A 24,586-nucleotide genomic window follows, 5' to 3' on the forward strand; every position below is an offset into this window, starting at 1 on the left:
TCGGAATGATCAGTTTGCCGAACCGGTCTTGGACGGCCATGCCGTCCTGGGCCTTGACTGAAGGAGCAACGTCTCCCCAAGAAAGCGACAGGCGCGATGAAGGCGATCCAGTTCCACGAAGCGGGCGGGCCGGAAGTTCTGCAGTATGACGAGGTGCCGGTTCCCGAGATCGGCCCGGGCGAGGTGCTCGTCCGGGTGCACGCGGCGGGCGTCAACCCGCCGGACTGGTACCTGCGTGAGGGGATGAAGGTCATGCCGGCCGAGATGAGGCCGGCGCTGGACTTCCCCCTGATCCCCGGAACGGACATGTCGGGCGTGGTCCAGGCGGTCGCTCCGGACGTGCTGGGGTTTGCCGCCGGTGACGAGGTCTTCGGCATGCTGCGGTTCCCCGGGTTCGACGGCCGGACGTACGCCGAGTACGTGGCCGCGCCGGCTTCGGACCTGGCTCACAAGCCGGCCGGTCTCGACCACGTGCAGGCGGCTGGGGCGCCGATGGCCGTGCTGACGGCCTGGCAGTACCTGGTCGATCTCGGCCACGACGTGCCCTCTCCTTTCACCGGCCAGGTGCACCAGCCGGTGCCGGTCACGCCAGGGATGACCGTGCTGGTCAACGGGGCCGCCGGTGGAGTGGGCCACTTCGCGGTGCAGCTGGCGAAATGGAAGGGGGCACGCGTCATCGCGGTGGCCTCGGGCCGGCACGAGCAGTTCCTGCGCGAACTCGGCGCCGACGAGTTCATCGACTACACCAGGACGCAGGCCGCGGACGTGGTCCGTGGCGTCGACCTGGTGATCGACACCGTCGGTGGCCCGGACGGCTCACGCTTCCTGAGCGTGCTCAAGCGCGGCGGCACCATGCTTCCGGTGTTCTTCGCCCAGTACGACCCGCAAGAGACGGCGAGACTGGGCATCACCGTCTCGAACATTCAGGTGCGCTCCAACGGCCCCCAGCTCGCCGAGATCGGGCGCCTGTTCGACGAGGGCAAGCTCCAGGTCGGGGTGGACAGCGCCTACCCGCTGCCCGAAGCGGGCAGCGCACACACCCGAGCCGCGCAGGGCCACATCCAAGGCAAGATCGTGCTGACGGTGGTCTCGTGATCGCCGAACTCCAACACTCCTGATCCACCAGGGGCAGCAGGACACGGCCCAGACACGCGCACCGGCGCCTCCTGTCGGGATCCGAGGCCGTGATCGATCCCCTCTACGCGGCGAATTGGGGCATGCGGTCCGAGTACCGCAAGCCCCCGACGTCCATCACACGCAGGACACCTACGGAGCGTCGCTGTACGCCGTGCTCGAGCCACGGGAGTCGCCCCAGCTCACGACGGCTCCGGCCGATGGTCGGCCGCAACTGGTGGACTGTGCATGCCGGTCTTCACCGACCTCAGCCACATACGGCTGCCCCAACCGTCCACGACACGCAGAGACGAGTGTGTCGAACGACGGTTGGGGGCAGCCCGCTCTTCAGCGTGCGGTTCAGAAGTCGATGCAGACCGGGCCCTGGTTGACGTTGACCAGGCCGACCTGGGTGACGGCGGCGTTGCAGTCGAAGTTCATGTCGTCGCCACCGCCCTTGTTCTCACCTGCTTCGTCGAGAGGGCCGAAGTTGATGCAGACCGGGCCCTGGTTGACATTCACCGCTCCGAGCTGCGTGGTGAAGTCGTTGCACTGCCCGTGGGGCGCCGGCCCTTCGCCCCGCTCGGAGTGGTCGTTGGCCGAGGCGATGCCGGGACCGGCCATCACCGCGGCAGCAGCAAGAGCAACGCCCGCGAAGGTCGTACGGAAGGACAGCATGATGTGTCTCCAATAAGTGGAGGTCAGGGACACAGCAGATTCCACCAGCGTCCGCCTTCACCTGCATGCCGTGATACGCCACTTGGACCGCTGGGCGCCCCGACACGCTTCCTTGACCCGGCGCCGGTGACGGTGACGGTGACGGCCTGGGGCGCGGCGAGGCGCGGCGCGGCGCCGCTCACGAGGGGCCCGAGAACGGGACCGGTGCTGCCGTTAGCAGATTCGGGGGACGGGACTCGGCCATGTGGGCGCCTCGCCTGGCGCGTGCTGCCGGTGATCCTGAGTCTGAGCGCTGATCGGCCAGAACGCCAGATTCCAGGACAAACCACCGGGCGATCGTGCGGGGGGAAGGGTCCAGCAGGACGGTGTCGGTGGACGGCGACGGTCCTTCCTGCAGCGAGGGGCAGCAGGTGCGGCTTGGACTGTGGCATGACGAGGTCGTGGTGATCGACTTGTACGCCGCCCACAGCGCCTGGACCGGCGACGGCTTCTTCTTCGTCGTGCCCTTGCTGATGTGCCCCGTCGCCATGGGGTGCGTCATCGCCGTGGCCACCGCACTGCTGGCGCAAAGCCGTGGCCATCGCACTGCTGGCGCAGGGCCGTGGCCACCGCATTGCTGGCGCAGGTACTCCACCGGGGCGGACGAGCCGGCCTCGACGTGGGCGAGCGCTTGGCGGCCGAGATCCACGGTGTCCTGACCGGCAGCTCTTTTGATCTTGGTAGTCCTGTGGACCCGTTGACAAGGACCGGCCCGCGTGGCCACAGTCGCGCGATGGAGATCGATGAGCTGACCCCGGCCGAGCGGCGGGTCTGGCAGGCGTTTTCGCGCGGGGCCGAGGTCAACTTCCGTACGACCCCCGACGAGGAAGCCACGGCCGGGAATACCTGGGGGCCCGAACGCACCCTGCGCGCCGAGGTGTTGCGAAAACTGCTGCTCAACGGGCCCCGCACGGCGGGCGAGACCGCCGTCCTCAAGGTCGCGGGCGCCCGGATCACGGGCCGGCTCGACCTCCAGTACGCGGCCGTCGACTGCCCCATCCACCTGTGGGCCTGCTACTTCGAGGAGGAAATCGACCTGTACGGGGCCCAGTTACGCCGACTCAGCCTCGGCGTCTCCGTCCTGCCATCGCTGCATGCCACGTCCCTCAGACTCGACGACTCACTGCGCTTGACGCTGTGCCGGGTGCGCGGCCCCGTACGCCTGGCCGGAGCCCGGATCACCGGGGCGTTGTTCCTGGACCGTGCCCGCGTCGGCGAGCCGGCCGAGGGACCCGACGCGACCCCCGCACCGCTATCCGACGACGACGCCGCCCCGCCCGTCCCGCCTGTCCCGAACCGGCGGCACGAGGACGTCCTGCAACTCAACGGCGCCGTGATCGGGGACCACCTCTCGGCACGCGGCCTGAGCGTCCACGGCACGTTCCGTCTGTACGGCGCGAGCATCGCGGGCGCCCTCGACCTCGACGAGGCGCAGCTCGACTGCCCCGCAGGCGTGGCCCTGCACGGCAACGGCCTGGCGGTCGGCTCCGACCTCCATGCCCGGCACCTGAAGGCGAACGGCGAACTCTGCCTCAAGGGAGCGACGATCGCGGGCACACTGGTCATCAGCGACTCGCGGCTCGACAACCCCACTGCCACCACCCTGCACGCCTCGACACTCAGCGTCGGGGCGGATCTGCACGCGACGCGGCTCGTCTCGAACGGCCGGATCAATCTGCGCGGCGCGCGCATACCGGGCCAGCTCAATTTCTCCTACGCAACGCTCTCCCACCCGGGCGGTGTCGCGCTGCGAGCCAGCAGCCTGGTCGCCGGTGAACTGTGGTTCCGCGGGGCCCGGCCCGTCCAGGGCATGGTCTCACTGCGCCGTGCCCAACTGGATCTGCTCCACATCACCCCGGAGACCTGGCCCGACGAGGTCCGGCTCGACGGCCTGACCTATACCACCCTCGCCCCGCACGAGCCGGCCGAACGCCGGCTGGCGCTACTGCGGCGGGACAGCGACGGCCACGTCCCGTTCTCGTACGAACAACTCACCACCGCCTACCGCCGCATCGGCGACGACGGCGCGGCCCGCACGGTACAACTCGCCAGACAGCGCCGGCACCGCGCAACTCTGCCCGCCTACGCCCGTCTGTGGGGCTACGTCCAGGACGCCACGGTCGGCTACGGCTTCCGCCCCGTCCGCGCGGCCTCCTGGCTGTTCTCACTCCTGCTGATCGGCACACTCGCCTACACGGCCGAGCGCCCCCGCGCCCTGAAACCGGACGAGGCCCCGCCCTTCAACGCGTTCTTCTACACCCTCGACCTTCTGCTGCCGATCATCGACTTCGGCCAGGAACACGCCTATACGCCGACCAGCTCGGGACTCCAGTCACTGGCCTACGCGCTGATCATCGCGGGCTGGGTCCTCGCGACGACGATCGCGGCGGGCGTCACCCGCACGATCAGCCGCCCATGACGAGGAACAGCCACGCCTCACGCCCCGCCGAGCCAACCGGCCTGGGTCCCGGTTCGGGCCCCGGCGCGAGGCTCACCAGGCTGCGGTGCGGCCTCGCCGCCGGGGAGGGAGCGACAGCCGCAGAGCCCTTGCATATTCGCAGGTCAGAGGGGCAGGCGTGGCACGAGGTCACTGTGGCAGGCCAAGGACCACACCGGCCGCACCGCCGTCTTCGACCTCGACCCGGCCGGCAACCTCGCCAAGACCACCGACACCGAAGGCAAGTCCACCGTCTTCGGCTACGACTCCTCGCGCCGCATCAACAAGATCACCACCGCCGAGGGCCGCGTCACCGTCTTCACCTACGACGACGCCAACCGCGTCACCTCCATGCTGCGCGCCACCGAGCTGGGCGGCTCCGGCCACACCGGCCCGACCTGGACAGCCCGGGTCGGTGCCCCGAACGTTCGTCCCGTGCGACTCCGGGTCGGCCACCGTGGCGTGGACCGCTTGCGGGGGAGCGCGTCGGTCACCTCGGTGACCTGGCCGTCCGCCGGGTTGGCTGATCAGGCGGTGAGGGCTGGTCGGCGTCCCCGCGGAGGAGCGCAATCTCCGCGAACACGTCACGGCGGAGGGCATATTCGGCGGGGTTGCGCGCATCAGGCCCATCTCCCCGCAGGAGCGCTGTGTCCTGTTCCGAAAGTGTCCGACCAGCCACCGTTCCCACCTGGAATACGACCGTACGGTGGTCGGTTGCACCGGGACGTGGAACGTGATCTGGAACCAACCGGCGGTATCCATCCTCTGTTGGCAGGACGGTTCAGCCCCTACAAGTTCGACCCGTCAGCGACCGTCGACGACCACGCCCTCAGCCTGCTGCTGGAAGCCGCGCGGTGGGCACCGTCAGCCGGGAACTCCCAGCCATGGGGGTTCTTCACGAGCCGGCCCGGTGAGCCGGAGTACGAGCGAGTAGTACGCCACCTCGCGCCCAGCTCGGCCCGGTGGGCGACGGAAGCAGGCCTGCTCGTCGTCGCCCTGGCACGCCGCTACGTCGGTGAAACGCAACTGCCGTACTCCGAGTTCGCGGACTACGACCTTGGCCAGGCCGTCGCGCACCTGACAGTCCAGGCCCAGGCGATGGGACTGGACGCCCATCAGTTCCGGGCCTTCGACCTGGAAGGCATCACCGAAGAACTGCGCCCGAATCGGGGATGGGTGATCGTCTCCATGATCGCGCTGGGAAAGGCCGCCGGAGGGCCGCCAGCGAGCCGCGACCGGCGCAGCATCGCCGACCTGCGGGCCGCTCCCTGGTCGCTGTCGGAGTAGCGCTGTGATCTGGCAGGTTCGCCGAGTTGGCGACGACGCCTGAACCGATCGGATGTGGGCCGACATCTGATCGATGTGGGGAGGCGCGGTGGGGGAGCCGGTCAAGGTCCAGTAGCTCACCGATCAAGAAGGCCGGCGGTTACAGCGGATCACACGGCGGGGCAGCACGACCACGGCGCGCTGCCGATGGGCGTCGATGCCGCCGGCCTCGGTCGGCGGGAACCGGCCGCCGGGGATCGCCCGGTTGGTTCAGGCGGACGAGGACACGGTGCGGGATGTGATCCACCGGTTCGACGAGATCGGTTTGGCCTGTCCGGACCCTCTGAGGGGCCAGCACGCCTGTCTGCGTCGGCGCGACGCCAACGCCCGCCACCGCGACGTTCTGGCCGCCGAACGCAAGGGAACGCGCCCGCATCCGAAGCGCGAAGGGCATCCGCTGGGGCGGACGCCCAGTCAACATCGCGGCTTGATCCAAGTCGGGGAACCTATCGGTGGCAGCGCCGGCCGACGACGCCTGGGGGCGATCGGCGCAGCCCCTTGACCAGGCGCCCCTGTGACCCGGCTCGGCTACGAGCCGTCTTCCAGCACGAAGCGCAGGTACCGTTCCGCGGAACGCTGGACGGCGGCCGCCCCGTCGGCGCTGACCACGCGTCCCCAGAATGCCCCGTAGATGCGTTCGAAGGCGAAAGGCTCGACCAGCTCAAGCGCGCGGCGGATGGTGCTCGGTCGTTCCGGAATGAAGTTGGGGATGCTGTACATGAAGCTGACCCACCGCCGGTCCATCACGACCATGAAGATGTCGCCGCTGAACAGCGCGCCGCGCTTGTCCGGGTCGTCGGCCCAGTGCAGCACGGTGCCTCCGGCGAAGTGCGTGCCCGCGTTGATCAGCGTCATGCCGGGCGCGATCGGGTGGGTGTCGCCCGTCCAGTACTCGATCACCGGATCGGGCCTCCCGACCCAGTCACGGTCCGCGGCATGGACATACACCGGAGCGTCGAAGGCGCGGCCCCACTCGGTCATCACGCCGTAGAAGTGCGGATGGCTGACGGCGATCGCGCTGATCCCACCCAGATCCTCGATCTCGGCGGCAAGGTCGTCATCGAGGTAGCCGATGCAGTCCCACAGCACGTTGCCGGAGGGTGAGCGGATCAGCAGCGCGCGCTGGCCGACGGCGACCGACGGCACCGCACCGACCCCGATCACACCGGGTCCCTCCTCATCGAGCCGACCGCGACGGCCACTGGCGCGCAACTCGGCCAGTGTCGTCCACTGTTGACCATCCCAACCGACGTACTGCCGCTCGTCCAGGCAGATCGGGCAATCAGCCCGCGGCACCCCGTACTGCACGCCGCAGGTACTGCAGATCGGAAGCTGCACACCCGTGACCGACGCGACTCGCTCAGAAGACGACACCAGAACCTAGCCCTTCATGAACTCACCACTTGACGATGCCGACATCAACAGCCGACCCCGCTCGTCCTCTTCCCCAAGGGGACGCAACCCGACGAGACAAGCCGCTGAGGCGGTTCACCCGCTGCTAGGTGCGGTGGCTCAACGCCAACGTCCGTCACTCTGATGTCCTCACCGCTCAACGAGAGGAACGAGCTGGGGCGGACGCCCCGCCGCACCCGCAGCCTGGCCGACCCGGCGAACCTTCCCGGTCACGGCACAGGTACCGGATGCAAGGACCTTCGGGCCTCCGCTGAAGCACCCAGGGTGGAGGGGGCGACGCTGTCTGGACTTCGATTCTCCAGGCCGGTGGCTCGCCCACCTCATGGGGCTCCTGTAGAGCCTGGCGCACGGCGAAGGCCCGACCACCTCGGCCGTCCTCGGATTGCTCACGGTCCCTCTTGCGCCAGACGAGCGGCGCCTGGTCCTGCGTTCGCCGAGCAGGGTCTCGAAGGTCAGATGCACCAGGCCCGGCGCGAGCAGCACTCCCGAAGTCTCCGAGGGCTCATATCGAGGACCGTCCGCCGAACTGCCCGGATGATCAGGCAGCCCGGCGATTATGGCCTCATCTGTCCATCGCCGCCCCGACCCGCCGACCTCCACGAACTCCGGGTCGAGAAGCTGCGCGGCGAGTTCCCGAGAGGCGCGGACGCGCGGATCCATAAGCTGCAACCCGCCCGCGATCGCCTGGTTCACATCTTCTGTTGCACTGTCCATGAACGTACCGACACGGGCTCGCATACTCAGTCGCCGACGACCTCGCTGACGGAGGTGCGGGCGGCGGCTTCGTCGACGAGGTTCTTGCAGGCGCGGGCAGAGCTTGCTCCGTCCCGACTGCTGCCCAGTTCATGCGGACCTGCGGGGGAACGGTGAGTAGTCCCATATCGCTTGACCGCTGTAGTTCAAAGCCCAGTGGTTGCCGGCCTTCAGGTGTTCCAGGACTGCCCGCTGCACGGGGGTGGTGGGAGTCAGGCGGAGGGCTGTGGCGCGGTCCGCAGGCATTTGTCCGAAGGCGTGTTCCAGTGCGTCCCGGTCGCCGGGGGTGAGACCCGTCTTGTCTGCCGGGCCGGGCCCTCTGTTGTTGATGTACTGGTACGCGCTGGTGAAGCGGCGGATCTCGTGATCCTCGGGGAAGAAGTCCGCCACAGCAGGGTCGTTGATCCAGCTGCCGACGTAGCAGGAGATGCCTGTGTAGCCGAACTTCACCCCGTTCGCATACCGGTGGGGGAGTCGGCGGAAGAAGTAGTGGATCTCATGAGCCCAGGCCACGTCCGGGAGGATCCCGAACGGCTGTGTGCCGTGAGGCAGTCGTACGTCGATGGAGTCGTTCGACGCTCGGCAGTCGAAGCCGTCGAGGCGGTAGCGGCGGCCCTGGAACACCGGCAGGACGTAGTCGTCGAAAGGGAAGGGGGTCTCAGCCTCGGCCTCGACGCCGTCTGCCGCCTCCTCCAGCGTCCTTCGCCGTACGGCCACCTTCTCTCCGAGGATCCCCAGACTCGCCCACGAGACCTCGTCGGGCACCTCCATCGTCGCGTGCAGGGCGCGGACGTCGGGTACGACGGCGAGGCAGGCCAGCAGCGTGAGCCATCGGCCGGTCGGGCCGTGGTCGGTGAGGGCGGGGCGCGACGGCATGGGCGTGTCGAGGCCCATCGTGGCGCGCAGGGCCGCGACCGTGCGCTCCACAAGCCAGCACCAGGCCGTACCGGGCTCGGTGGCCTTCTGCGCCGCCTTGGCCAACTCCGCGTGGTCCTCGGCCGGCACCTTCAACTGCGCCAGCAGGGCATTCAGTTGCTTCCCTGTGGGGATTTCCGCCTCGGTGGTGCCGACGGGGGTGCGCTCCAGCGCCTCGGTCCATTCACGGTGCTCCTCGCCCAGGCCCAGCGCCTCCCGGACTTCGGCCGCGTTCGCACTGTCTTTTATCGTCATCACGACGATAATCATAGATCATGGCACTCCAAGTCCCGCGAGTGGCCGTCGTGCTGCGGCTGCCGGCGCCACCCGCCACGGCGGATCGCTGGGGCGCGCGGCGCACCCGAAGGATCCGCCTCGACGACGTGTCGGACGTCCAACGCTCCTTCGAGCATGAATGCCTGGTCGTCCGATTCCTCGCTGGTCCACCACAGGTCCCCGCAGCGCCGACACTGGAGGGTCCGCACGGTCAGTCCAGCGTGGACGACGTGTGTCATGGTGATGACGGCGGCCCGATCCCGCGCGCAGTTGGGACAGGTCGCGGGACGTTCGGACACCTCACGCAGGCCGTCGAGCGACGGGCCTCCGTAGTTCCAGCCGTTCACGTAGATGTCGTGGGCGATCGCGCCGACCGTGGCGTGCTGGAACGCAGCGAGATCAGTCTCCAGGGCGTCGACGCGCGAGGCCAGGTCCGGTGCCTGCAAGTCCTCGGCGGCCTCGCGCACGCGGATGCGGAACGCTTCCACGGCGAGCGCGTCGACTCCCGGTTCCAGCCAGCACAGGCGTTCCAGGCGCGGCAGGATCACGTTGCTCACGTGGGCGAGCGCCCGGGCGGCTTCCTCGTCCCGCTCGCCCGCCCGAGCCACCGTCGCCCCCGGCCCGGCGCCCGCGGTCCGCCCGGCCGGCAGGCCGAGGATGAGCCGGGATCTCCGAGCAGGCCGAAGCGGTTCAGCCAGCCGGCAAGGGACTTGGAGAGGTACACGTAGCGACGACCCGTGTCGTCGGAGTGCACCGGGCCGCACTGCTCGAAGCCGAGTGACGCGAGTAGGGCGCGGGTGCTTCGGATGTCCGGGTTGGCCTCCGCCCGGAGCGCGTCGGCCCCGAGCGAGCCGGCGAGACGGACGGCCTCCCGCACGCAGCGGACGCCGACCAGCGAGCCTGCGGCGAGGTGGGCGGGGGCGACGGCGAGGCGGCTCAGCTAGGCGGGGCGGTCGGCGTGCGGTTGTCCAGGGGGCTCCTCGGCACGCGGCCTGGTGGTGAGGGTGAACATGCCGACGGCGCGGCCGTCCTCACGCAAGAGCCGGACGTGTCGCCCCTCCACCAGTGCCGCGGTGGTCTCCCTGCGCCGCACCGGCCGGGGGGTGCCCGTGGCATCCGCCTGGTGGGCGTCGCACGCCTCCAGCAGGGGCTTCGGCGGCGTCGGTGGCGTCTTCCCAGCCGCCGGTCATCCGACGACGCTGCGGGTGTCCCCGTCCACGACGATCGCCTGTCCGTCCCGCAGGGCGACGAAGGGGACGTGGTGCTCGATGTAGTACTCGACCAGCCGGTCGATCTCCCCGGACTCGGGGTGGTCCGAGCGGTAGTGGGGGGCGATGGCGAAGGGCAGCAGGCCGAGGCACTCCCAGTCCATCGTCGTGTCCTCGTAGCCGCTCGGCACGAGCTCCGGATCGTCCACGTCGCCCCGGATGCCGTGCAGGTCCGGCCCGAGCAGACAGGGGCCCGCGCTGTAGCCGGCGTAGACGACGGCCTCCTCCTCGATCAGCCGTTTCAGGACGTGGTCGGCGCCGCTCGCCCGGAAGGCGCGCCGCAGGACGAACACGCTGCCGCCCCGGACGTAGACGCAGTCGACCGAGGAAAGCACCTTCTCCAGCTCTTCCGGGCGCCCGAAGTAGTCGCGGAGGTCGACCTCGAACGGGTCGAGGCCGATGCCGGAGAGCTCGTCCAGCTCGCGCTGGAGTGAGGAGGCCCGCCCATCCTCGTCCTTGTAGTCGTCGGCGTTCAGGATCAGGGCGGTGCGGCGGCCGCCGTCTCCCAGCAGACGCAGCAGTTCCTGCGGCCTGTTGCCGATCCGGAAGGAGGACAGGTAGAGCTTCACGCGGGTAGGTCTCCGATGGTGTGGAACTCGTGAACGGTCCGGTGGCGGTAAGTCTGGCCCGGATCCAGGCGCACCGAGGGGAAGTCCGGACGATTCGGGGCGTCCGGCCAAGCACCCGTCTCCAGGCACAGGCCCGCCCGCGGCCGGCGGAAGTGATCGCCCGAGTAGACGCCGACGCCGCTCTGGTCGGTGACGACGCGCATGACCCGGCCGGACGGCCGGTGGACGACCTCGGCGGCCCACGCGGGATCGTCGAGGACGAAGAAGTTGTCGATGGGGGAGGCGTTCAGCCGGCGGGGGCGCGTGTGGTCGAGCGGGGTGCCCGCGACCGGCCGGGGCGGGCCCGCCAGCGGCATCAGACGCTCGTCGAAGGCCACGTAACGGGTGGAGTTCAGGGTCAGTTCGTGATCGTCCACGGTCCGCTCCTGGCCGCCGAGATTCCAGAACGCGTGGTTGGTGAGGCCCACCACCGTGGGCGCCGTGGTGGTCGCCCGGAAGTCGAAGGTCAGGCGGGACTCGGTGTCGATCTCGTAGCGCACCTCGGCGGCGAGTGCCCCGGGGTAGCCCTGGTCCCCGTCCGGGCTGTCCAGCCGCAGGGCGAGCACCAGGCGGTCCGGAAGCACCTGTGGCTCGGCCCGCCAGACGTGCTTGTCGAAGCCCAGGGAGCCCCCGTGGAGGTGGTGCCCGTCGTCGTTGCGGTCCAAGTCGTGTAACTTGCCGTCGAGTTGGATGCGGCCACCGGTCACGCAGCGGCAATAGCGGCCGACGGTCGCGCCGACGTAGGCGTTCAGGGCGGGGTCCTCGTAGGACCGCAGGTCGGGCAGCCGGACCACGACGTTGTCGGAACGGCCGCGCCGGTCCGGCACGTTGACCTCGATGAGGGTGGCTCCGTACGTCCAGACGGTGATGGCCAGGCCGGTGCCTGAATCCAGTGTGTAGGCATCTACGTCGGCGGGTCCTTGCATCGCGTGCCCGGCTGTGGTCCCCACTCGCTCGCGCAGAATCCTCAATGCTCCCCCTGGCCTGCATGCATGGCGGCGATGGCTGATTGGATCACTCAACTCGGGCCAGGGCAAGGGATAGGCCAGATTGACCAGCGTTCCCTGGGGCGAGGTGGTCTTGATGGACTCCGGGCGGCTGGACTTGTCGACGCTGACCGTCTGCACCGTCCCGCCCGGGTAAGTGGTGGTGGTGCGCACGTCATTGTTGTCGTACTTGTATGCCGTGACCTTGCCGTGGGGGTCCTTCAACTCCTTGAGCTTGTTGACCTCGTTCCAGGTGTAATCGGTCGTCCCGGCCGGGTCCTTGTAATAATCGACATTGCCGGCCGCGGTGTAGGCGAGCAGGGTCTGCGAGCCGTCCTGGAGAGTGCGGACCGTCTCGCGCTGCAGCAGATCGAACGTGTACTTGACGGTGCCAGTGCCGTCCGAGCATTGCACGAGGTTGCCGTCACCGTCGTACCAGTACTCCACCCTCGCCTTGGTGGTGGTATCGACGACCTTGATGCGGTCGCGGTTGTCGTAGGTGTAGGTGACCGTGACACCGCGGGCGTCGGTCACCGTCCTGGTGCGGCCGAGCGCGTCGTAGGTGTAGGTCGTCTTGGCCAGTGGTGCGGGCGGGGTGACGGTGTCGAGGTTGCCCTCGGCGTCGTAGTGGAAGTTGGTGGTGACCGACTTCGTGGAGGTCATCTTCGTCTTCTGCGTGCAGCGCTGGCCCTCGAAGCCGCCGCAGGTGGGAGAGGACGGGTTGTAGGTGTAGGAGACGTTGCCGCCGCCGGTGCCGCTCTGCGCCACCGACGCCGTGTTGCCGGCCGCGTCGTAGGTGAATTGCGTCTTCTCGCCGTCGGGGTTGGTGGAGTCGGACGGCACGTCGCCGCCGGCGATCGTCTGCCAGTGGTTGACCGTCTTGCCCTTGGTCGGCAGCGTCACCGTCTCCAGGTTGTTGCGGTCGCTGAAGCCGTAGTCGGTGGCGTTGCCCGGGGTGGCGCCCGAGCCCATCGCGTCGGTGGCGGAGTCGATGTTGTGGTTGGCGTCGAACTTCGTGGACCGCTTATGGGTGAGCGCGTCCGTCACCTCGGTGACCTGGCCGTCACCGTCGTGCTGGTACTTGGCGCCGTGGGACTCCGGATCGGTGGCCGTGGTGGTGCCGGCCGGGGTCGCCGCATCACTGCTGTAGGCGTAGGTCCAGGTCGGGCCGGTGTGGCCGTCGCTGTTGAAGCCGGTGCCGCGCAGCATGGAGGTCACGCGGTTGGCGTCGTCGTCGGTGAAGACGGTGACGCGGCCCTCGGCGGTGGTGATCTTGTCGACGCGGCCCCAGTCGTCGTAGCGGAAGGTGACCGTCTTGCCCTCGGTGTCGGTCGTGGTGGCGAGGTTGCCCGCGGGGTCGAGGTTGAACACGGCGGTGCGGGAGGCTCCGTCGCTTGCCTTGCTGGCTGGCCTCGCGCGTGGTGAGTATCCCCAGGCCCGCGAGCTGTTTGGCCTAGTGCTGGAAGAGTTGAGCCTGCTGCCGCTGGCCTCGGACGATCTTGCCAAGGCGCGATGGACCGCGGCCCAGTGGTGGGCCGGCCAGATCGTGGCGTGCCAACTCGATCCCGTGTAAGGGGCGAAGCTGATCTATGAAGAAGCCGCAGCCGAACTCGACTACCCCGAGGCGCTGCAACCCATCGTCGCTCTGGCGAGAGCGCTCGACCTGCCCGACGATCAACCTCCGGACCAGCAGCACATTCGCGACCGGGTCACCTCCGCTGCGCGAGACTTCCTCGCCACAGAAGTGCACAGGAACCACAGCCTTTGACCTACGTCGCATGACCCACCGTGACCGGTTCACGAAAAGCGAATCAGAACCGCAGTCCGTGAAAAGAGCCGACTGGCTCGATGCCCTGGTTCTGCATCGACTTGAGGCCGGCCCGGCCCGGCACCGTCACTGCCTGGCGGTTTCAACGTTTCGGTGAGTGTTGAAGTGTTGGGAAGGTCGCTGCGGGCTGTCCTACCTTGAGAGCCGTCCGGGATTGACCGCCCGGGACGGACTGCCGCTACGGCACCACCCAGCGGCATACACAGGGGAAGAAGGAACATGAGTTCACGTTCCCGCATATCTGTCACGCTCGCAGCCATGGCGACTGCGGGGCTCCTCGTCACCGCCTCCCAGGCGGTGGCGGCACCGCAGGCGCCGCAGGCGCCCGCGTCGGCCTCCACCTACAACTTCACCACGGTCATCGACCAGTGGACCCACTACAGCCCTGACGCGAACACCTCGTCGCACGCGGGCACCCTGTACGCCGGCACCAGCTACTTCTACTGCTGGACATACGGCGCCTGGTACTCCAACAACGGCCACTATGACGACATCTGGCTCAAAACCGACGACGACACCGGGCACCGGGGTGTCTACGTGAGCGACGTGAACCTCGACCAATGGGGCTGGCAGCACGACCAGCAGTACCTGCCGCAATGCTAGCCAGTCTCGCCCCAGGACCAAGACGTCCGGGCGGCGTGTTGCGCCGATCGCGTACTTGACGGTCCTGACCGCCGACGCGGGCTGGAACTCCCGATCGCGCGTCATCGATCGAGTTGGCGCGCGATCGGGCCACGGCCGGACCAGGGCCCGCACAGAGCAGGGATCGTCGCAACACATGATCGGTTGGGTTCGACGGCGACAGCATGCCGGCGCTGCTCCCACTCCTGCGGGTCGCCGCCGCAGGCCCGCACGTACGACAGCGTGACGTCCAGGCTGGGCAGCCGCCGCCCGGAGGCGGCGGCTGGAGAGGGTGGCCACCGAGTAGTGGGCGCGGTGCGCCAGATCCCGGTACGGCGGGGATCCCGCCTCGTGACGTAATCGGCGCAGGGCGTCGGCGAAGCGCAGCAGCGGTCCATCGTCCCCTCCAGCGGACGCTCCTTGCGGGCCATGGCCCCGGATCGGGCCTTTTCCCGCCCTTGCTCCCCGCCCCGGGCGGATCTCGACCTCCCAGGGCGGATTTTTCGGCGATTGATTGTTCAGTGCAACCATCCCGGCGGCCAACAACGGGTAGCGGCCGGACCGGGGTTCGCGAGCACCGCAACAGCGAGAGGAGCGTCTCCCCCGATGAGGCGTCACCGTGCAACCACCGGCATCACCGCCACGGCACGCGTTCGTGCTACCACTGCTCACCGTGCCCGCCACTTTGACCACAGCGAGTGCCGCCACCGCGGACGACACCTCCGACCTGGCCGCCAACGGCGCCTACTGGGTGTGGGAGAACGCCAACCGCGGCGGCTCCGCCTGCGGGTGGAGCGGCAACGACTCCGACTGGCGCACCTGCGGTTGGGGCGACGACTTCAACATGAACGACCGCGCCTCGTCCTGGTGGAACAACGGCTACCCGGGCTCCTTCGGCGACGTGCGCCTATACGCGGACATCGGCTACGGAGGTGCCTCCACCTGCGCCCCCAATGGGGGATCGGGCAACATCCCGTCGGAGTGGAACGACCGCATCTCCTCCCACAAGTGGGTCACCAACTGCGGCTACTGACCGTCGCGCCCCCTGCGCCGGGCCTCCCGGGTGTCATGCCCGGGAGGCCCGGCGACGTTGCCCAGTTCATGGACGACTACGACCACCTCGACCTCGACGAGATCGACCTCGCGCCCGTGGAGCACGACACGGAAGGGCTGCGCCCGCTGACGCTCGACGAGGCGCATGACCTGCCCCCAGGTGACGATGCCGGGCATCGTCCACCGAGTGGAGGGCTCCACCGGCCGGGAGCGGGCGCCATGGCGGGGGAGTGCGTGGGCACTGTCGCGTCGGCTGACCGCGGGCGCGGACGTCCGTGGGTCACGGGCTTCTTCCGCAAGCTTGTGGACCGGCCGCTCGGCGGTGCCCGATGTGCGGTGACGCTGGGGGCGTTCGGTAGGGTTCCGGGGTGCTGGCTGTCTGGTCGGTGCCTTCCTGGGGGGGATGACGAGACGAGGGACATGCCGGAGCAAGCGAGCCCGCCTGTGACAGCACCGAGCGGGCCTGTGGCCGCGCCGGTCGAGGCGGCGCGGATGGCGGCGGTGCGTCGTTACGACATTCTCGACACTCCGCCGGACGGCGCCTACGACAGAGTCGCGGCGCTGGCGGCACGGCTGTTCGACGTGCCGGTGGCGACGGTGACGATCGTGGATGAGGACCGGATCTGGTTCAAGGCCGCGCACGGGCTGGAAGGCGTCAGCGAGATCGGCCGCGATCCGGGCCTGTGCGCCTCGGCGGTGCTCACCGATGACACCACCGTCATCCCCGATACGTTGCTGGACCCGGTCGCCTGCTCCAACCCGTTGGTCGCCGGCCCGATGGGGGTGCGGTTCTACGCCGCCGCTCCGATCATCACCGCCGACGGGCACCGCCTGGGCACGGTCAACGTCCTCGACACCCGCCCCCGCGAGATCAGCGAGGCCGATGCCTCCACCCTCGGGGACCTGGCCGCGGTAGTGCGTGACCAGCTTGAGCTGCGGCTGTCGGCACTGAACGCGGTACGCGCCGAGCAGGAGCGCCGCAAGGTCGAGCAGGAGAAGCGCCAGGCGGAGGAAGAGGCCCGCCAGCGTGCGGAGCGGGACAAGGCGGCCATCGCCGCGTTCGCCTCCACCCTGCAGCGCACCCTGGTGCCCCCGGCACTGCCCGCGGTACCGGGCCTGGAGCTGGCCTGCCATTACAAGACCGCCTCCCCGCAGGAAGTGGGCGGTGACTTCTACGACGTCTTCCCCGTGGGCGGCGGCCGGTGGGCGTTCTTCCTGGGCGATGTGTGCGGCAAGGGCGCCGAAGCAGCCTCGATCACCTCACTGACCCGCTACACGCTGCGGGCCGCAGCCCTCGTCGACGCGGACCCCACGGCAGCGCTCAAAGCCCTGAACACCGCGCTGCTGCTGGACGCGGCGGTCGGTACCCGCTTTTGCACCGCCGTCTTCGGCCTGCTCGATCCGGCCCGGGACGGCGGTTTCACGGTCACACTGGCCACCGGCGGCCACCCGCCCGCCTACCGCCTGAGCCCCGTCGAGGGCGGCGGCGTGCGGGTGGAGGCGGTCCGCGCCAAGGGGGGCATGTTGGTCGGCGCGTTCGCCGAAGCCGCCTTCGCCTCACTCACCCTGCACCTGTCACCCGGCGAGGGACTGCTGCTGTACACCGACGGGCTGACCGAGGCCCGCACCGCCGACGGCCGCATGCTCGCCGACACGGGCCTGACCGATTTCCTGGCCCGGCGGTCGGCGCCGGTCAGTGCCGGCGCCCTGATCGACGACACCGTCGCACTCCTGGACACCCTCCCCGACACCGAACGCGACGACGTGGCCCTGCTGGCCCTGTCCGTCCCCACCCCCGATGCTGCGCCCGTCGGCATCACCACCACCGTCCACAGCGCCGCCGCCCCGACCGCCGACGTCTGCGTCGGGCAGGAGAACCCACGCCCATGACCGACGCATTCCACATCGACGTCCCGCACACCGACGGCGCCCTGGCTGTGATCGTCCTGTCCGGCGAGTTCGACATCGCCGCCGCACCCGCCGTACGGGCCCGCGCCCTGGAACTCATCGCGAACGGCCACCCCGACCTGCTCGCCGACCTCTCAGGCGTCACCTTCTGCGACTCCTCAGGATTGGGCGCCCTCGTCGGCATCTGGCGCTGCGCCAAGGACGCCGACGGCTCCCTGACCCTGGCGGCCATCCCCGACCGGCTGGGCCGCCTGCTCAGCGTCACCGGGATGGACACCTTCCTGCCCGCCTACTCCAGCGCCGACGCCGCGCTCGCCGCACGCCAAGGCAACCGCACCACCGCCTGAAACCCCTCGTTCGCCAGTCGATAGCCGGCCGGCACCGCACAGCCCGCCTTTCTACCGCGGCCGGCGTCGGGGCATGGCCAAACGCGCGCCGCGACCAACGTACTCGTCGCGACGCGCGCTCATCCGCTCCGCCATGGCGCTACACGCCGAGCTGCGGTGTGCGAGACCGAACGCAGCGCAGCGTCGACGACGACACGGCCGCGCTCGTCGACGGCCAGTTGGGCGGCTGCTGCCAGCGGCGACACCCGCGTACCGCGTGGAACACGAACAGCACGATTCTCGTTGCGCGTCGGGGGCCTCTGCGCTCGACCCCACCGCCCAGGGAACATCACGCGCCGTGGGGGCCGACGCACCGGCCTCCCCGCGGCAGACCGGCCGCCCGCCGGGCGGCGGACGGGAGCCAGGCGATGCGCGCGTGGGTGATCGGCGGTCTGAGCGGTCCTGAGCACTCAGGCGTCCTGAGACGTGATGCCGGGCGCCGGATCGCGCAACAGCTGTCCCCATGAGCGCCTGTCGCCCGCTCTCTTCGACGGGGACTGGACGCAGGGGACCACCGTTCCGTCGGCGACCCGCCTATCCCGGTAACAGCTGTTACCATGGCGGTATGGCGAAGACACAACTGGGCGCGCGCGTGGATGAGGACGTGGCCGAACTCGCGAAGAAGCGCGCCGCCGACCTGGGACTGAGCATCGGGGACTACCTCGCCAGGCTGGTACAGGACGATGCCACCGGCCTGCGCGCCCGAGCGGTGGACGCGGCCGCCCGCTTTCTGGCCGAACACCAGGCGGTCTTCGACGAGGCGGAACAAGCCCAGCAGGCACCCCGGGGAGCACGCGCGGCGTGATGGACCTGCACATCGACGTTCCCTGGATCCTGCAAGTCGCGGAGGCCGCCGGCGCGGACGACCCGGCCCCCGACGACTACGGCGTTCCCGTCTCGGCGGTCGCCCGCCACCGGGCCGAGATTTTCGAGCAGCCCGTCTACGGCGGCCCCTACGCCAAAGCCGCCGCCCTGATGCACTCGCTGGGCCGGTGCCGCTGGCTGGAGCGCTCCAACATGGCCGTCGCCGCCGCGTCCGGCGTCATGTACCTCGAAGCCGCCGGGATCTCCGTCAAGCCCGGTCGTGAGGACGCCATCGCCCTGAAGGATCTGCTCCTTGACCCCGCCTGCACCGCGGGTAAGATCGCCGCTCTGCTGCGGACCTGGCCCACAACCACCTGACGCCCGCAGGCCCGTGGACGTGGAACGACCTGGACTGAACCAGCATGGGCTCCGGACGTGCGAGCGCCCTGGCCCGGCCCCGCCCCGCCTCACGGACGTCCTTGCGGGTTCTTGCCGGGGCGCCGGCCGGTGATGGGGATTGCCGGGGTGGCGCACGAGCTGATCCGCTGGACCTCCCGGCGTAGCGACCGGATCGCGAGCTGAAGTTCCTGCCCGTGGTCTCCGAACGGGCCCGCGCCAAGCTGAACGAGATCGCCGCCCGCAAGACCCGACCGCCCAAGCAGGAGACCCAGCAGCTCGCACACTGCGCGCATGGTGGAAGGCGAGCGCGATCCTCACCTCAGGGTGGCCGTCGACCTCATCAACTCCCTCCTCGAGTACGCCCCTGCCGTGTCGGCGTTCGCTTCACAGTGCACCGGGTGGTGCACGCGAACGTGCACCAGGTGCCGTGGTCGGACTCGCGGGGGTGTGGGTGTCGGGAGTGGATTTGCTGCCTCAGCCGAGTTCCTGGAGAAACTGCCGTTGGTGGTCCAGGAATCCTTCTGCGAAGAGCTTGCGGGGGGAGAAGAGTGCGGTGAGCGTGGTCTTGAGGTCGGACTGCTCGATGGAGTGCTTGAGCAGTGAGTGGGCGGCGTCGGGGTAGCGCTTGACCGTCAATGTGCCGCCTGCGTCCAGCGTCTTGCGGTAGACGCGCTCGGTGTCAGCGGTGTCCACGTTGATGTCATGGCCCGCGAGGGCCAGCAGCACCGGTACGCCGCGCAGGGCGCGGAGATTTTGCGTGGCGTCTGCAGTGTAGTTCTTGGAGATGAAGCGCCAGCGGTCGGCGGTCATGCCGTCCGTGTCGCCCTGCATGGAGCTGACGTACTCCTCGAACGGCGCCTGGCGTTTCAGCAGCCGGCGGGTGGCGTCGCTCCTGGCGATCGCGCCCTTGATACGGGCTGCCGATGCCCCGTCCGCGCGCAGCTCGGCGAGGAGGTTGTAGCGGCCCTGCTGGAGCCAGTTGATGGCGGGGGAGACGGCGATGACGAAGCTCACCAGCGTCTTGGCGGCGACCTTCGGCAGGACCCAGCCCGCCTGGCTGGCGCCCCAGAGCCCGATGCGGTCGCCGTCGATGTCCGGGCGGGCGCGCGCCCAGGCGATGGCGGCGGCGGCCTCGTCGGCCCGGTCGTCCATGGACTGGTCGAGCCAGTCGCCGGGGGCGCCGGCGACTCCGGGCTTGTCCCAGGACAGGGAGGCGTACCCGGCCTTGGCGTTCGCTTCCCACATGGGCTTGTAACCGTCGTCGTGGGTGGCGTCGACGGGTCCGTCGCCGTGTAGGTACACGACCAGGCCATGGCGCTTGCGGCCGTCCTTGGGCGTGGCGAGTACGCCGTTGAGGGTGTGGCGGCCGTGGCGGATCGAAACCCGCTGCTCGTCCATGTCGTAGGAGTTCTGCCACAGCACCACACCGGCAAGACCGGTGGTCACGACCAGGACGCTGACGAGTGACCACACGGCAATGCGGAGTTTTCGCGGCCGGGGCTTGGTTGTTGGGCACATGGGATCTGACCGCCTTTGTTCAGGTGTACCAGCCTGGAACTATCGCTTGAAAAACGATCGTAGCAAGCGTGATAGATTCAGAGGCTGATTGCAGTGAGAAAGGGGGCACGGGCATGGGACTGGACGAAACGGCCACGGGCGCTGGAGCGGTGACAGTGCGGCGGGGTGTTCCGGCTGGAGCCGAGCGGCGAGCGGCCGAGCTGTACTGGGACGCCTTCGGCCGCAAACTCGGCCCCGCGCTGAACCCGGCGGACAAGGCGGTGCCCTTCATCGCCGCCCACCTGAACGCAGATCGCGCGGTGTGCGCACTCCTCGACGGGCGGCTCGTCGGCCTCGCCGGCTACCAGCTCGGTGGCCGGGCCCTCACCGGAGGATCGGCCTCCGCCGTGTTGCGCGCATACGGACACCTGCGAGGACTGCACCGACTCCTGCTTCTCGTCCTGCTCGAACGCCATCCGGCTCCCGGGCAACTCGTCATGGACGGCATCGCCGTGGACCGAGATGTACGCGGCCGCGGCGTCGGGAGCCTGCTCATCGAGGAAGTGGCCGCCGTCGCGGCGGAGCAGGACTGCCGGGAGGTCAGACTGGACGTGATCGACACCAATCCGCGCGCCAGAGCCCTTTACGAGCGGCGCGGCTTCACGGCCGTACGGACCGAGCAGATTCCTTGCCTGCGCAGGCTGCTGGGTTTCGGCGCGGTGACCACCATGCACCGCCCCGTCGCGAACACAGGAGCGAGAGAACTGTGAGCGCCGAAGCCGACCACGTCGAGGTCCCCACCCGCCTGCTCGTCCACGCACTGATCCGCGAGGACGGCACCGTCAGCGCGGACGAGCTGTACACCATCGCCAACACCCTGGGCATGAGCGACCAGCAGGTACGGCTGTGCATCAAACGCCTTGTGGTCGAAGGCCGGTTCACCCACGAGGGCCGGGGCCGCAAGGCGAAGCTGCACGCGACCGCGGACACCACGCGTGCCCTCGTCCCCAACGCCGACTTCCTCCGGCACGCATTCCAGCAGGACGCCGGGCTCGCGCCCTGGGACGGCATCTGGCACCTGGCCGCCTTCGCGATGCCGGAATCGGAGCGCACCGCCCGGGACTCCCTGCGCGAGACACTCGTCCACCTCGGCGGCGCCCCGCTCCAGGGCGGACTGTATGTCTGCGCCAACACCTGGGAGCCGTACGTCGAAGAGGCGGCCCACCGCCTGGGCGTCCACGGCGCGCTCACCCTCCTCACCACGACGGATCTACGCAGGGGTGACACCAAAGCGGCTGCCGAACTCGCCCGCCGCCTGTGGCCCCTGCAAGAGATCGCCGACCGCTACCACCGCCTCATCCGCATCGCCCAGCCACGCCTCGCCCGGCTCACCGACGGTGCCCTACTCTCCCCGTCCGCACTCCTCACCATCGCGGTTGAGTTGGCCGCCGAACTTACCCGCTCCATCCAGCCCGACCCCTTGCTGCCGCCTCAGCTCCTGCCCCAGCCCTGGCCCGGCACCCAGGCCCGGGAGCTCATCGCCCAGTGCTGGGCAGCCCTGCACGAACGAGGCCACGGCGAAGGCCGCCCGGCCCTCTTCCGCCTCTACACCGACATCACCCGAGAAGCAGCAGCCCGGGCCACGCGCTGAGACAGAACGGAAGGCCCACATCAAGCCCGTTGGGCTACGGCACCAAGAGAGCACCCGCTCTTGTCGGACCGACGGGCATCCGATCAGGTGGTGCACTTTGATCCGTACCGACCGGCGCACGTTCGTGCGTGCTCCGACATGCCGCGGCTGTCGCGATCCGGGCCCGGGTCGCCGCCGTGGTCGACGTCGCTCTGGCGGCCATCGAGGTCACCGCGACGGTGATCCTGATGAACGAAGGCGGTCGCTTCCACCGCCGGCACCTGCTCGCCGAAGCCCGCCGTCACCTCGCCCTCGTTCTGCGCGGCCGCCGCCACGACCCCGGCCTGGACGACAGAATCGTGGCCGCCGCCATCTCCACCCACCGCCTGAACATCAGCGAGCCGAAGACCGCGCGCGGCCTGGAGGCCGACTACCGCCTCTACACCCGACCGGACCGGCACCCCCGGCCGATCCTGAGGGACCGTCGGCGGTGTCTAGGGGAGCGGTGTCGGCGACCTGCTCGATCGAGGCCTCGCCGGCAGGACCACGGTCACTGAGCCTGCACTCGCACGTCACGGGTCCAACGAATCGCTGGTTTGAGTCCCGCGGCTCAGTCCCTCAGCAAAACTGCAGGTCAGCGCCTCTGCTGTCTAGATGACGGGACTGACGGGACTGACGGGACTGACGGGACTGACGGGACTGACGGGACTCAGCCTGGTAGTTATCAGCTGCTCTGCTCAAGACACTCAAGCCTCGCCCTCGTGTGCGCGTGAGGCCCGGCGGGACTGAGGGGGCTGACGTTTCGAGCTGCGGGAGCAGGGCGTTGACCTGGTCTTATAAGGAGCGGGACCGAACGGGTCCGTTTCTGCTTCTATCACCGCCCGCCGTCCGGCCGCCGCCGCGCTAGCGGCCAGCGCCCTCGTGTCCGTGGCGGCGCTGCCGGCGTCCGGGGCCGACCACCGTCCGGAACAGGCGAAGTGGAGATCTCCGCCGTTCACTACGACTCGCCGGGACGTGACGACCGTTCCAACCGGGACGTGACGACCGTTCCAACCGGTCGCTGAACAAGGAGTGGGTGGAGCTGACCAACACCACCCGCAGCGCGGTCAGCCTCGACGGGTGGACCCTGACCGACCACTCCGGGCACCGCTACACCTTCGAGCACTACCGTTTGGCCGGCCGCGCCACCGTCCGTGTCCACACCGGTGAGGGCCGCGACACTCGCACCGACGTCTACCGGGACCGCCGCGCCTACGTGTGGAACAACGACCACGACCACGACACCGCGACCCTGCGCAACGACCACGGCCGCTTCGTCGAGGCTGCCTCGTGGGGCCACCGCCGCGGCGGCCGCGACTGACCCGCCTGTTTTCGCGACGCCTTCAAGATCCCCGAGTCAAGTTCAGACACCGCAGAATTCGGCGTCGACGAGGCGCTGTTCGTGGATGTTCCAGTCGCCGTTGAAGTTCAGCGACAGCACGTGATCTCCGTCTGCCGTCGTCATAGTCTGCGAGATGGAGCCCTGAATCCCGCCGTTGTGCCCCCATATCTCGGTACCGCACGACAACGTCATCCTCATCAGTCCCAGGCCGTAGGAGAAGGTGGGCATGTTCTTGATCGAGACGGTCGTCATCATCTCCTTCAGTTGAGGCTCCTCCAGAAGCCGACCGGAGAGCAGGGCCCGGTAGAACCGGTTGAGGTCTTGGTTGCTGGAGATCATCTCTCCTGCGGCACCCGCGAATGAGGGGTTGAGTTCGGTGACGTCGTAGATCGCGCTGTTCGGCTCTCCCGGTCCGGCAAGCTCCCCGGTCAGCTTCGAGTAGGCGCGTCCGCTGGGTCCGGGGACGCGGGCGCGGGTGCCCGGCAGACTGGTGGAGTCCAGGTGCAGGGGGCGCAGGATGCGCTGCTCGATCTCGTGGGCGTAGGAGTGGCCGGTGGCCTTCTGGATCACCATGGAGGCGATGACGTAGTTGGTGTCGGAGTAGCTCCAGTCGTCGCCGGGGGCAAAGGCCGGCCGGTGTGTCATGGCGAGTCGGACGATCTGGCGGGGCGTCCAGGTGGCGTAGCGGTACTTGAGGAAGTCGGTGCCGAACTCCTTGCGCTTGAACGCCTCGTCATCGGTGTAGCTGTAGATGCCGCTGGTGTGGTTGAGGATCTGCCGTAGCGTGATCTCGCCGCCGTCGTGCCCGTTGCCCTGCACCAGGCCCGGCAGCCAGTGGTCCACCGTGTCGTCCAGGCTCAGCTTCCCCTCCTCCTCCAACTGGAGCATCGACGTGGCCACGAACGTCTTGGTGATCGAACCGACCCGGAAGCGGTCATCGGCCTGCGGCTTGCGGCCGGTTGCCAGATCCGCAGTGCCCGCATCTCCCGCCCAGATGTCGCGCCCCTGCTCGGCGAGCACGATGCCCCCGGGCGCCCCGTCCTGGACGGCCAAGTCCAGGGCCGCCTGGGTGGCCGCGTGCCCGCCTCGTGTCGCGGAAGCATCCGCCCTGCCGACAGCCGACGCCGGCAGGGCGAGACCGGCGCTCATCACGACCGTGGCGACCGCCCCGACGACCGCGACCCGCAGCCTGTGCTCCCCCCGGCTGCGGCCACCCCTCGTGGACGTACGTGACCCGTTGGCTGCGTATCCGTGCTCGTACAAGAAG

At 69.2% G+C, this 24,586-nt stretch carries 20 protein-coding genes and 6 pseudogenes; 17 read left to right on the plus strand and 9 right to left on the minus strand.

The genetic code is table 11. The annotated features are described in order from the left end of the window. The first annotated feature begins 96 nt into the window (after positions 1-96). Positions 97-1,095 carry an NADP-dependent oxidoreductase gene (locus tag ACFVYK_RS13500; protein WP_389772641.1) on the plus strand — a complete coding sequence of 333 codons (999 nt, stop codon included), beginning with the start codon at positions 97-99 and terminating at the stop codon, positions 1,093-1,095. Between the two features lie 378 nt (positions 1,096-1,473). Here the strand turns inward: ACFVYK_RS13500 and ACFVYK_RS13505 are convergent, their stop codons facing one another. After that, positions 1,474-1,791, minus strand: coding sequence for a hypothetical protein (locus ACFVYK_RS13505; RefSeq protein ID WP_389772644.1), 318 nt, complete (start codon positions 1,789-1,791; stop codon positions 1,474-1,476). A 772-nt stretch (positions 1,792-2,563) separates the two neighbouring features. On the opposite strand from ACFVYK_RS13505, the gene ACFVYK_RS13510 reads away from it, so the two are divergent. The 4 genes and pseudogenes from ACFVYK_RS13510 to ACFVYK_RS13525 all read left to right on the plus strand — a co-directional run. Beyond that, positions 2,564-4,249, plus strand: coding sequence for a membrane-associated oxidoreductase (locus ACFVYK_RS13510; RefSeq protein ID WP_389772646.1), 1,686 nt, complete (start codon positions 2,564-2,566; stop codon positions 4,247-4,249). A 168-nt stretch (positions 4,250-4,417) separates the two neighbouring features. Next, a pseudogene (locus ACFVYK_RS13515) lies at positions 4,418-4,672 on the plus strand (hypothetical protein); the annotation flags it as partial. Between the two features lie 360 nt (positions 4,673-5,032). Then, complete coding sequence (locus ACFVYK_RS13520; protein ID WP_389498007.1) at positions 5,033-5,554, plus strand: nitroreductase family protein; 522 nt, start codon at positions 5,033-5,035, stop codon at positions 5,552-5,554. Between the two features lie 196 nt (positions 5,555-5,750). After that, positions 5,751-5,876: pseudogene (locus ACFVYK_RS13525) on the plus strand (helix-turn-helix domain-containing protein); the annotation flags it as partial. A 245-nt stretch (positions 5,877-6,121) separates the two neighbouring features. On the opposite strand, the gene ACFVYK_RS13530 reads toward ACFVYK_RS13525, so the two are convergent. From ACFVYK_RS13530 to ACFVYK_RS13555, 6 genes and pseudogenes are all read right to left on the minus strand, one after another. Further along, positions 6,122-6,931, minus strand: a complete 810-nt coding sequence (locus ACFVYK_RS13530) for an MBL fold metallo-hydrolase (RefSeq protein WP_389772648.1) — start codon at positions 6,929-6,931, stop codon at positions 6,122-6,124. Between the two features lie 460 nt (positions 6,932-7,391). Continuing rightward, positions 7,392-7,720 (minus strand): annotated as a pseudogene (locus ACFVYK_RS13535) (DUF4440 domain-containing protein); the annotation flags it as partial. A gap of 129 nt (positions 7,721-7,849) precedes the next feature. After that, positions 7,850-8,929: an acyltransferase domain-containing protein gene (locus tag ACFVYK_RS13540; protein ID WP_389772831.1), complete on the minus strand. Its 1,080-nt coding sequence runs from the start codon at positions 8,927-8,929 to the stop codon at positions 7,850-7,852. A gap of 11 nt (positions 8,930-8,940) precedes the next feature. Beyond that, entirely contained in the window at positions 8,941-9,507 is a 567-nt protein-coding gene (locus ACFVYK_RS13545) for a hypothetical protein (RefSeq protein WP_389772651.1), read from the minus strand. Between the two features lie 629 nt (positions 9,508-10,136). Then, on the minus strand, positions 10,137-10,787 hold the full coding sequence (locus ACFVYK_RS13550; protein ID WP_389772653.1) for a Type 1 glutamine amidotransferase-like domain-containing protein: 651 nt from the start codon (positions 10,785-10,787) through the stop codon (positions 10,137-10,139). After that, positions 10,784-13,204 (minus strand): annotated as a pseudogene (locus ACFVYK_RS13555) (hypothetical protein); the annotation flags it as partial. The pseudogene ACFVYK_RS13555 and the gene ACFVYK_RS13550, both read right to left, overlap by 4 nt. Between ACFVYK_RS13555 and ACFVYK_RS13560 the strand changes: the two are divergent. The 8 genes and pseudogenes from ACFVYK_RS13560 (at position 13,176) to ACFVYK_RS13595 (ending at position 18,790) form a co-directional block, all read left to right on the plus strand. Next, complete coding sequence (locus ACFVYK_RS13560) at positions 13,176-13,385, plus strand: hypothetical protein (protein WP_389772847.1); 210 nt, start codon at positions 13,176-13,178, stop codon at positions 13,383-13,385. The pseudogene ACFVYK_RS13555 and the gene ACFVYK_RS13560 sit on opposite strands and share 29 nt — an antisense overlap. A 513-nt stretch (positions 13,386-13,898) precedes the next feature. Then, the gene (locus ACFVYK_RS13565) at positions 13,899-14,243 is read left to right on the plus strand and encodes a hypothetical protein (protein WP_389772655.1); all 345 of its coding nucleotides are present in this window, start codon (positions 13,899-13,901) and stop codon (positions 14,241-14,243) included. A 703-nt stretch (positions 14,244-14,946) separates the two neighbouring features. Further along, a complete protein-coding gene (locus ACFVYK_RS13570) occupies positions 14,947-15,294 on the plus strand; it encodes a peptidase inhibitor family I36 protein (protein WP_389772657.1) in 348 nt (115 codons plus the stop codon). 68 nt (positions 15,295-15,362) lie between these two features. Beyond that, positions 15,363-15,419, plus strand: a pseudogene (locus tag ACFVYK_RS13575) (hypothetical protein); the annotation flags it as partial. Between the two features lie 339 nt (positions 15,420-15,758). Further along, positions 15,759-17,204, plus strand: a complete 1,446-nt coding sequence (locus tag ACFVYK_RS13580; protein WP_389772834.1) for a PP2C family protein-serine/threonine phosphatase — start codon at positions 15,759-15,761, stop codon at positions 17,202-17,204. Next, on the plus strand, positions 17,201-17,569 hold the full coding sequence (locus ACFVYK_RS13585) for an STAS domain-containing protein (protein WP_389772660.1): 369 nt from the start codon (positions 17,201-17,203) through the stop codon (positions 17,567-17,569). The genes ACFVYK_RS13580 and ACFVYK_RS13585 overlap by 4 nt, the downstream gene beginning before the upstream one ends. Before the next feature lie 604 nt (positions 17,570-18,173). Then, positions 18,174-18,413 carry a hypothetical protein gene (locus ACFVYK_RS13590; RefSeq protein ID WP_389772663.1) on the plus strand — a complete coding sequence of 80 codons (240 nt, stop codon included), beginning with the start codon at positions 18,174-18,176 and terminating at the stop codon, positions 18,411-18,413. Next, positions 18,413-18,790 carry a fic family toxin-antitoxin system, toxin component gene (locus ACFVYK_RS13595; protein WP_389772837.1) on the plus strand — a complete coding sequence of 126 codons (378 nt, stop codon included), beginning with the start codon at positions 18,413-18,415 and terminating at the stop codon, positions 18,788-18,790. Before ACFVYK_RS13590 ends, ACFVYK_RS13595 begins: the two co-directional genes overlap by 1 nt. 495 nt (positions 18,791-19,285) lie before the next feature. Here the strand turns inward: ACFVYK_RS13595 and ACFVYK_RS13600 are convergent, their stop codons facing one another. Further along, a complete protein-coding gene (locus ACFVYK_RS13600) occupies positions 19,286-20,257 on the minus strand; it encodes an alpha/beta hydrolase family protein (RefSeq protein WP_389772665.1) in 972 nt (323 codons plus the stop codon). 185 nt (positions 20,258-20,442) lie between these two features. On the opposite strand from ACFVYK_RS13600, the gene ACFVYK_RS13605 reads away from it, so the two are divergent. The 4 genes and pseudogenes from ACFVYK_RS13605 (at position 20,443) to ACFVYK_RS13620 (ending at position 23,298) form a co-directional block, all read left to right on the plus strand. After that, a complete protein-coding gene (locus tag ACFVYK_RS13605; RefSeq protein ID WP_389772667.1) occupies positions 20,443-21,078 on the plus strand; it encodes a GNAT family N-acetyltransferase in 636 nt (211 codons plus the stop codon). Beyond that, on the plus strand, positions 21,075-21,959 hold the full coding sequence (locus ACFVYK_RS13610; protein WP_389772670.1) for a PaaX family transcriptional regulator C-terminal domain-containing protein: 885 nt from the start codon (positions 21,075-21,077) through the stop codon (positions 21,957-21,959). The genes ACFVYK_RS13605 and ACFVYK_RS13610 overlap by 4 nt, the downstream gene beginning before the upstream one ends. A 128-nt stretch (positions 21,960-22,087) precedes the next feature. After that, on the plus strand, positions 22,088-22,495 hold the full coding sequence (locus tag ACFVYK_RS13615; RefSeq protein ID WP_389772673.1) for a hypothetical protein: 408 nt from the start codon (positions 22,088-22,090) through the stop codon (positions 22,493-22,495). 316 nt (positions 22,496-22,811) lie between these two features. Continuing rightward, positions 22,812-23,298, plus strand: a pseudogene (locus tag ACFVYK_RS13620) (lamin tail domain-containing protein). 42 nt (positions 23,299-23,340) lie between these two features. Here ACFVYK_RS13620 and ACFVYK_RS13625 read toward each other — a convergent pair. Next, the gene (locus ACFVYK_RS13625; protein ID WP_389772676.1) at positions 23,341-24,468 is read right to left on the minus strand and encodes a serine hydrolase domain-containing protein; all 1,128 of its coding nucleotides are present in this window, start codon (positions 24,466-24,468) and stop codon (positions 23,341-23,343) included. Between the last annotated feature and the right edge of the window lie 118 nt (positions 24,469-24,586).

The organism is Streptomyces sp. NPDC058291 (genome assembly GCF_042880855.1).
GTDB lineage: Bacteria > Actinomycetota > Actinomycetes > Streptomycetales > Streptomycetaceae > Streptomyces.

Excerpts from the sequence above, each read along its gene's own strand:
- ACFVYK_RS13500 (WP_389772641.1), top strand. The coding sequence starts at position 97 with ATGAAGGCGATCCAGTTCCACGAAGCGGGCGGGCCGGAAGTTCTGCAG.
- ACFVYK_RS13505 (WP_389772644.1), bottom strand. The coding sequence starts at position 1,791 with ATGCTGTCCTTCCGTACGACCTTCGCGGGCGTTGCTCTTGCTGCTGCC.
- ACFVYK_RS13510 (WP_389772646.1), top strand. The coding sequence starts at position 2,564 with ATGGAGATCGATGAGCTGACCCCGGCCGAGCGGCGGGTCTGGCAGGCG.
- ACFVYK_RS13540 (WP_389772831.1), bottom strand. The coding sequence starts at position 8,929 with ATGACGATAAAAGACAGTGCGAACGCGGCCGAAGTCCGGGAGGCGCTG.
- ACFVYK_RS13565 (WP_389772655.1), top strand. The coding sequence starts at position 13,899 with ATGGCGACTGCGGGGCTCCTCGTCACCGCCTCCCAGGCGGTGGCGGCA.
- ACFVYK_RS13585 (WP_389772660.1), top strand. The coding sequence starts at position 17,201 with ATGACCGACGCATTCCACATCGACGTCCCGCACACCGACGGCGCCCTG.
- ACFVYK_RS13590 (WP_389772663.1), top strand. The coding sequence starts at position 18,174 with ATGGCGAAGACACAACTGGGCGCGCGCGTGGATGAGGACGTGGCCGAA.
- ACFVYK_RS13595 (WP_389772837.1), top strand. The coding sequence starts at position 18,413 with ATGGACCTGCACATCGACGTTCCCTGGATCCTGCAAGTCGCGGAGGCC.
- ACFVYK_RS13605 (WP_389772667.1), top strand. The coding sequence starts at position 20,443 with ATGGGACTGGACGAAACGGCCACGGGCGCTGGAGCGGTGACAGTGCGG.
- ACFVYK_RS13625 (WP_389772676.1), bottom strand. The coding sequence starts at position 24,468 with ATGAGCGCCGGTCTCGCCCTGCCGGCGTCGGCTGTCGGCAGGGCGGAT.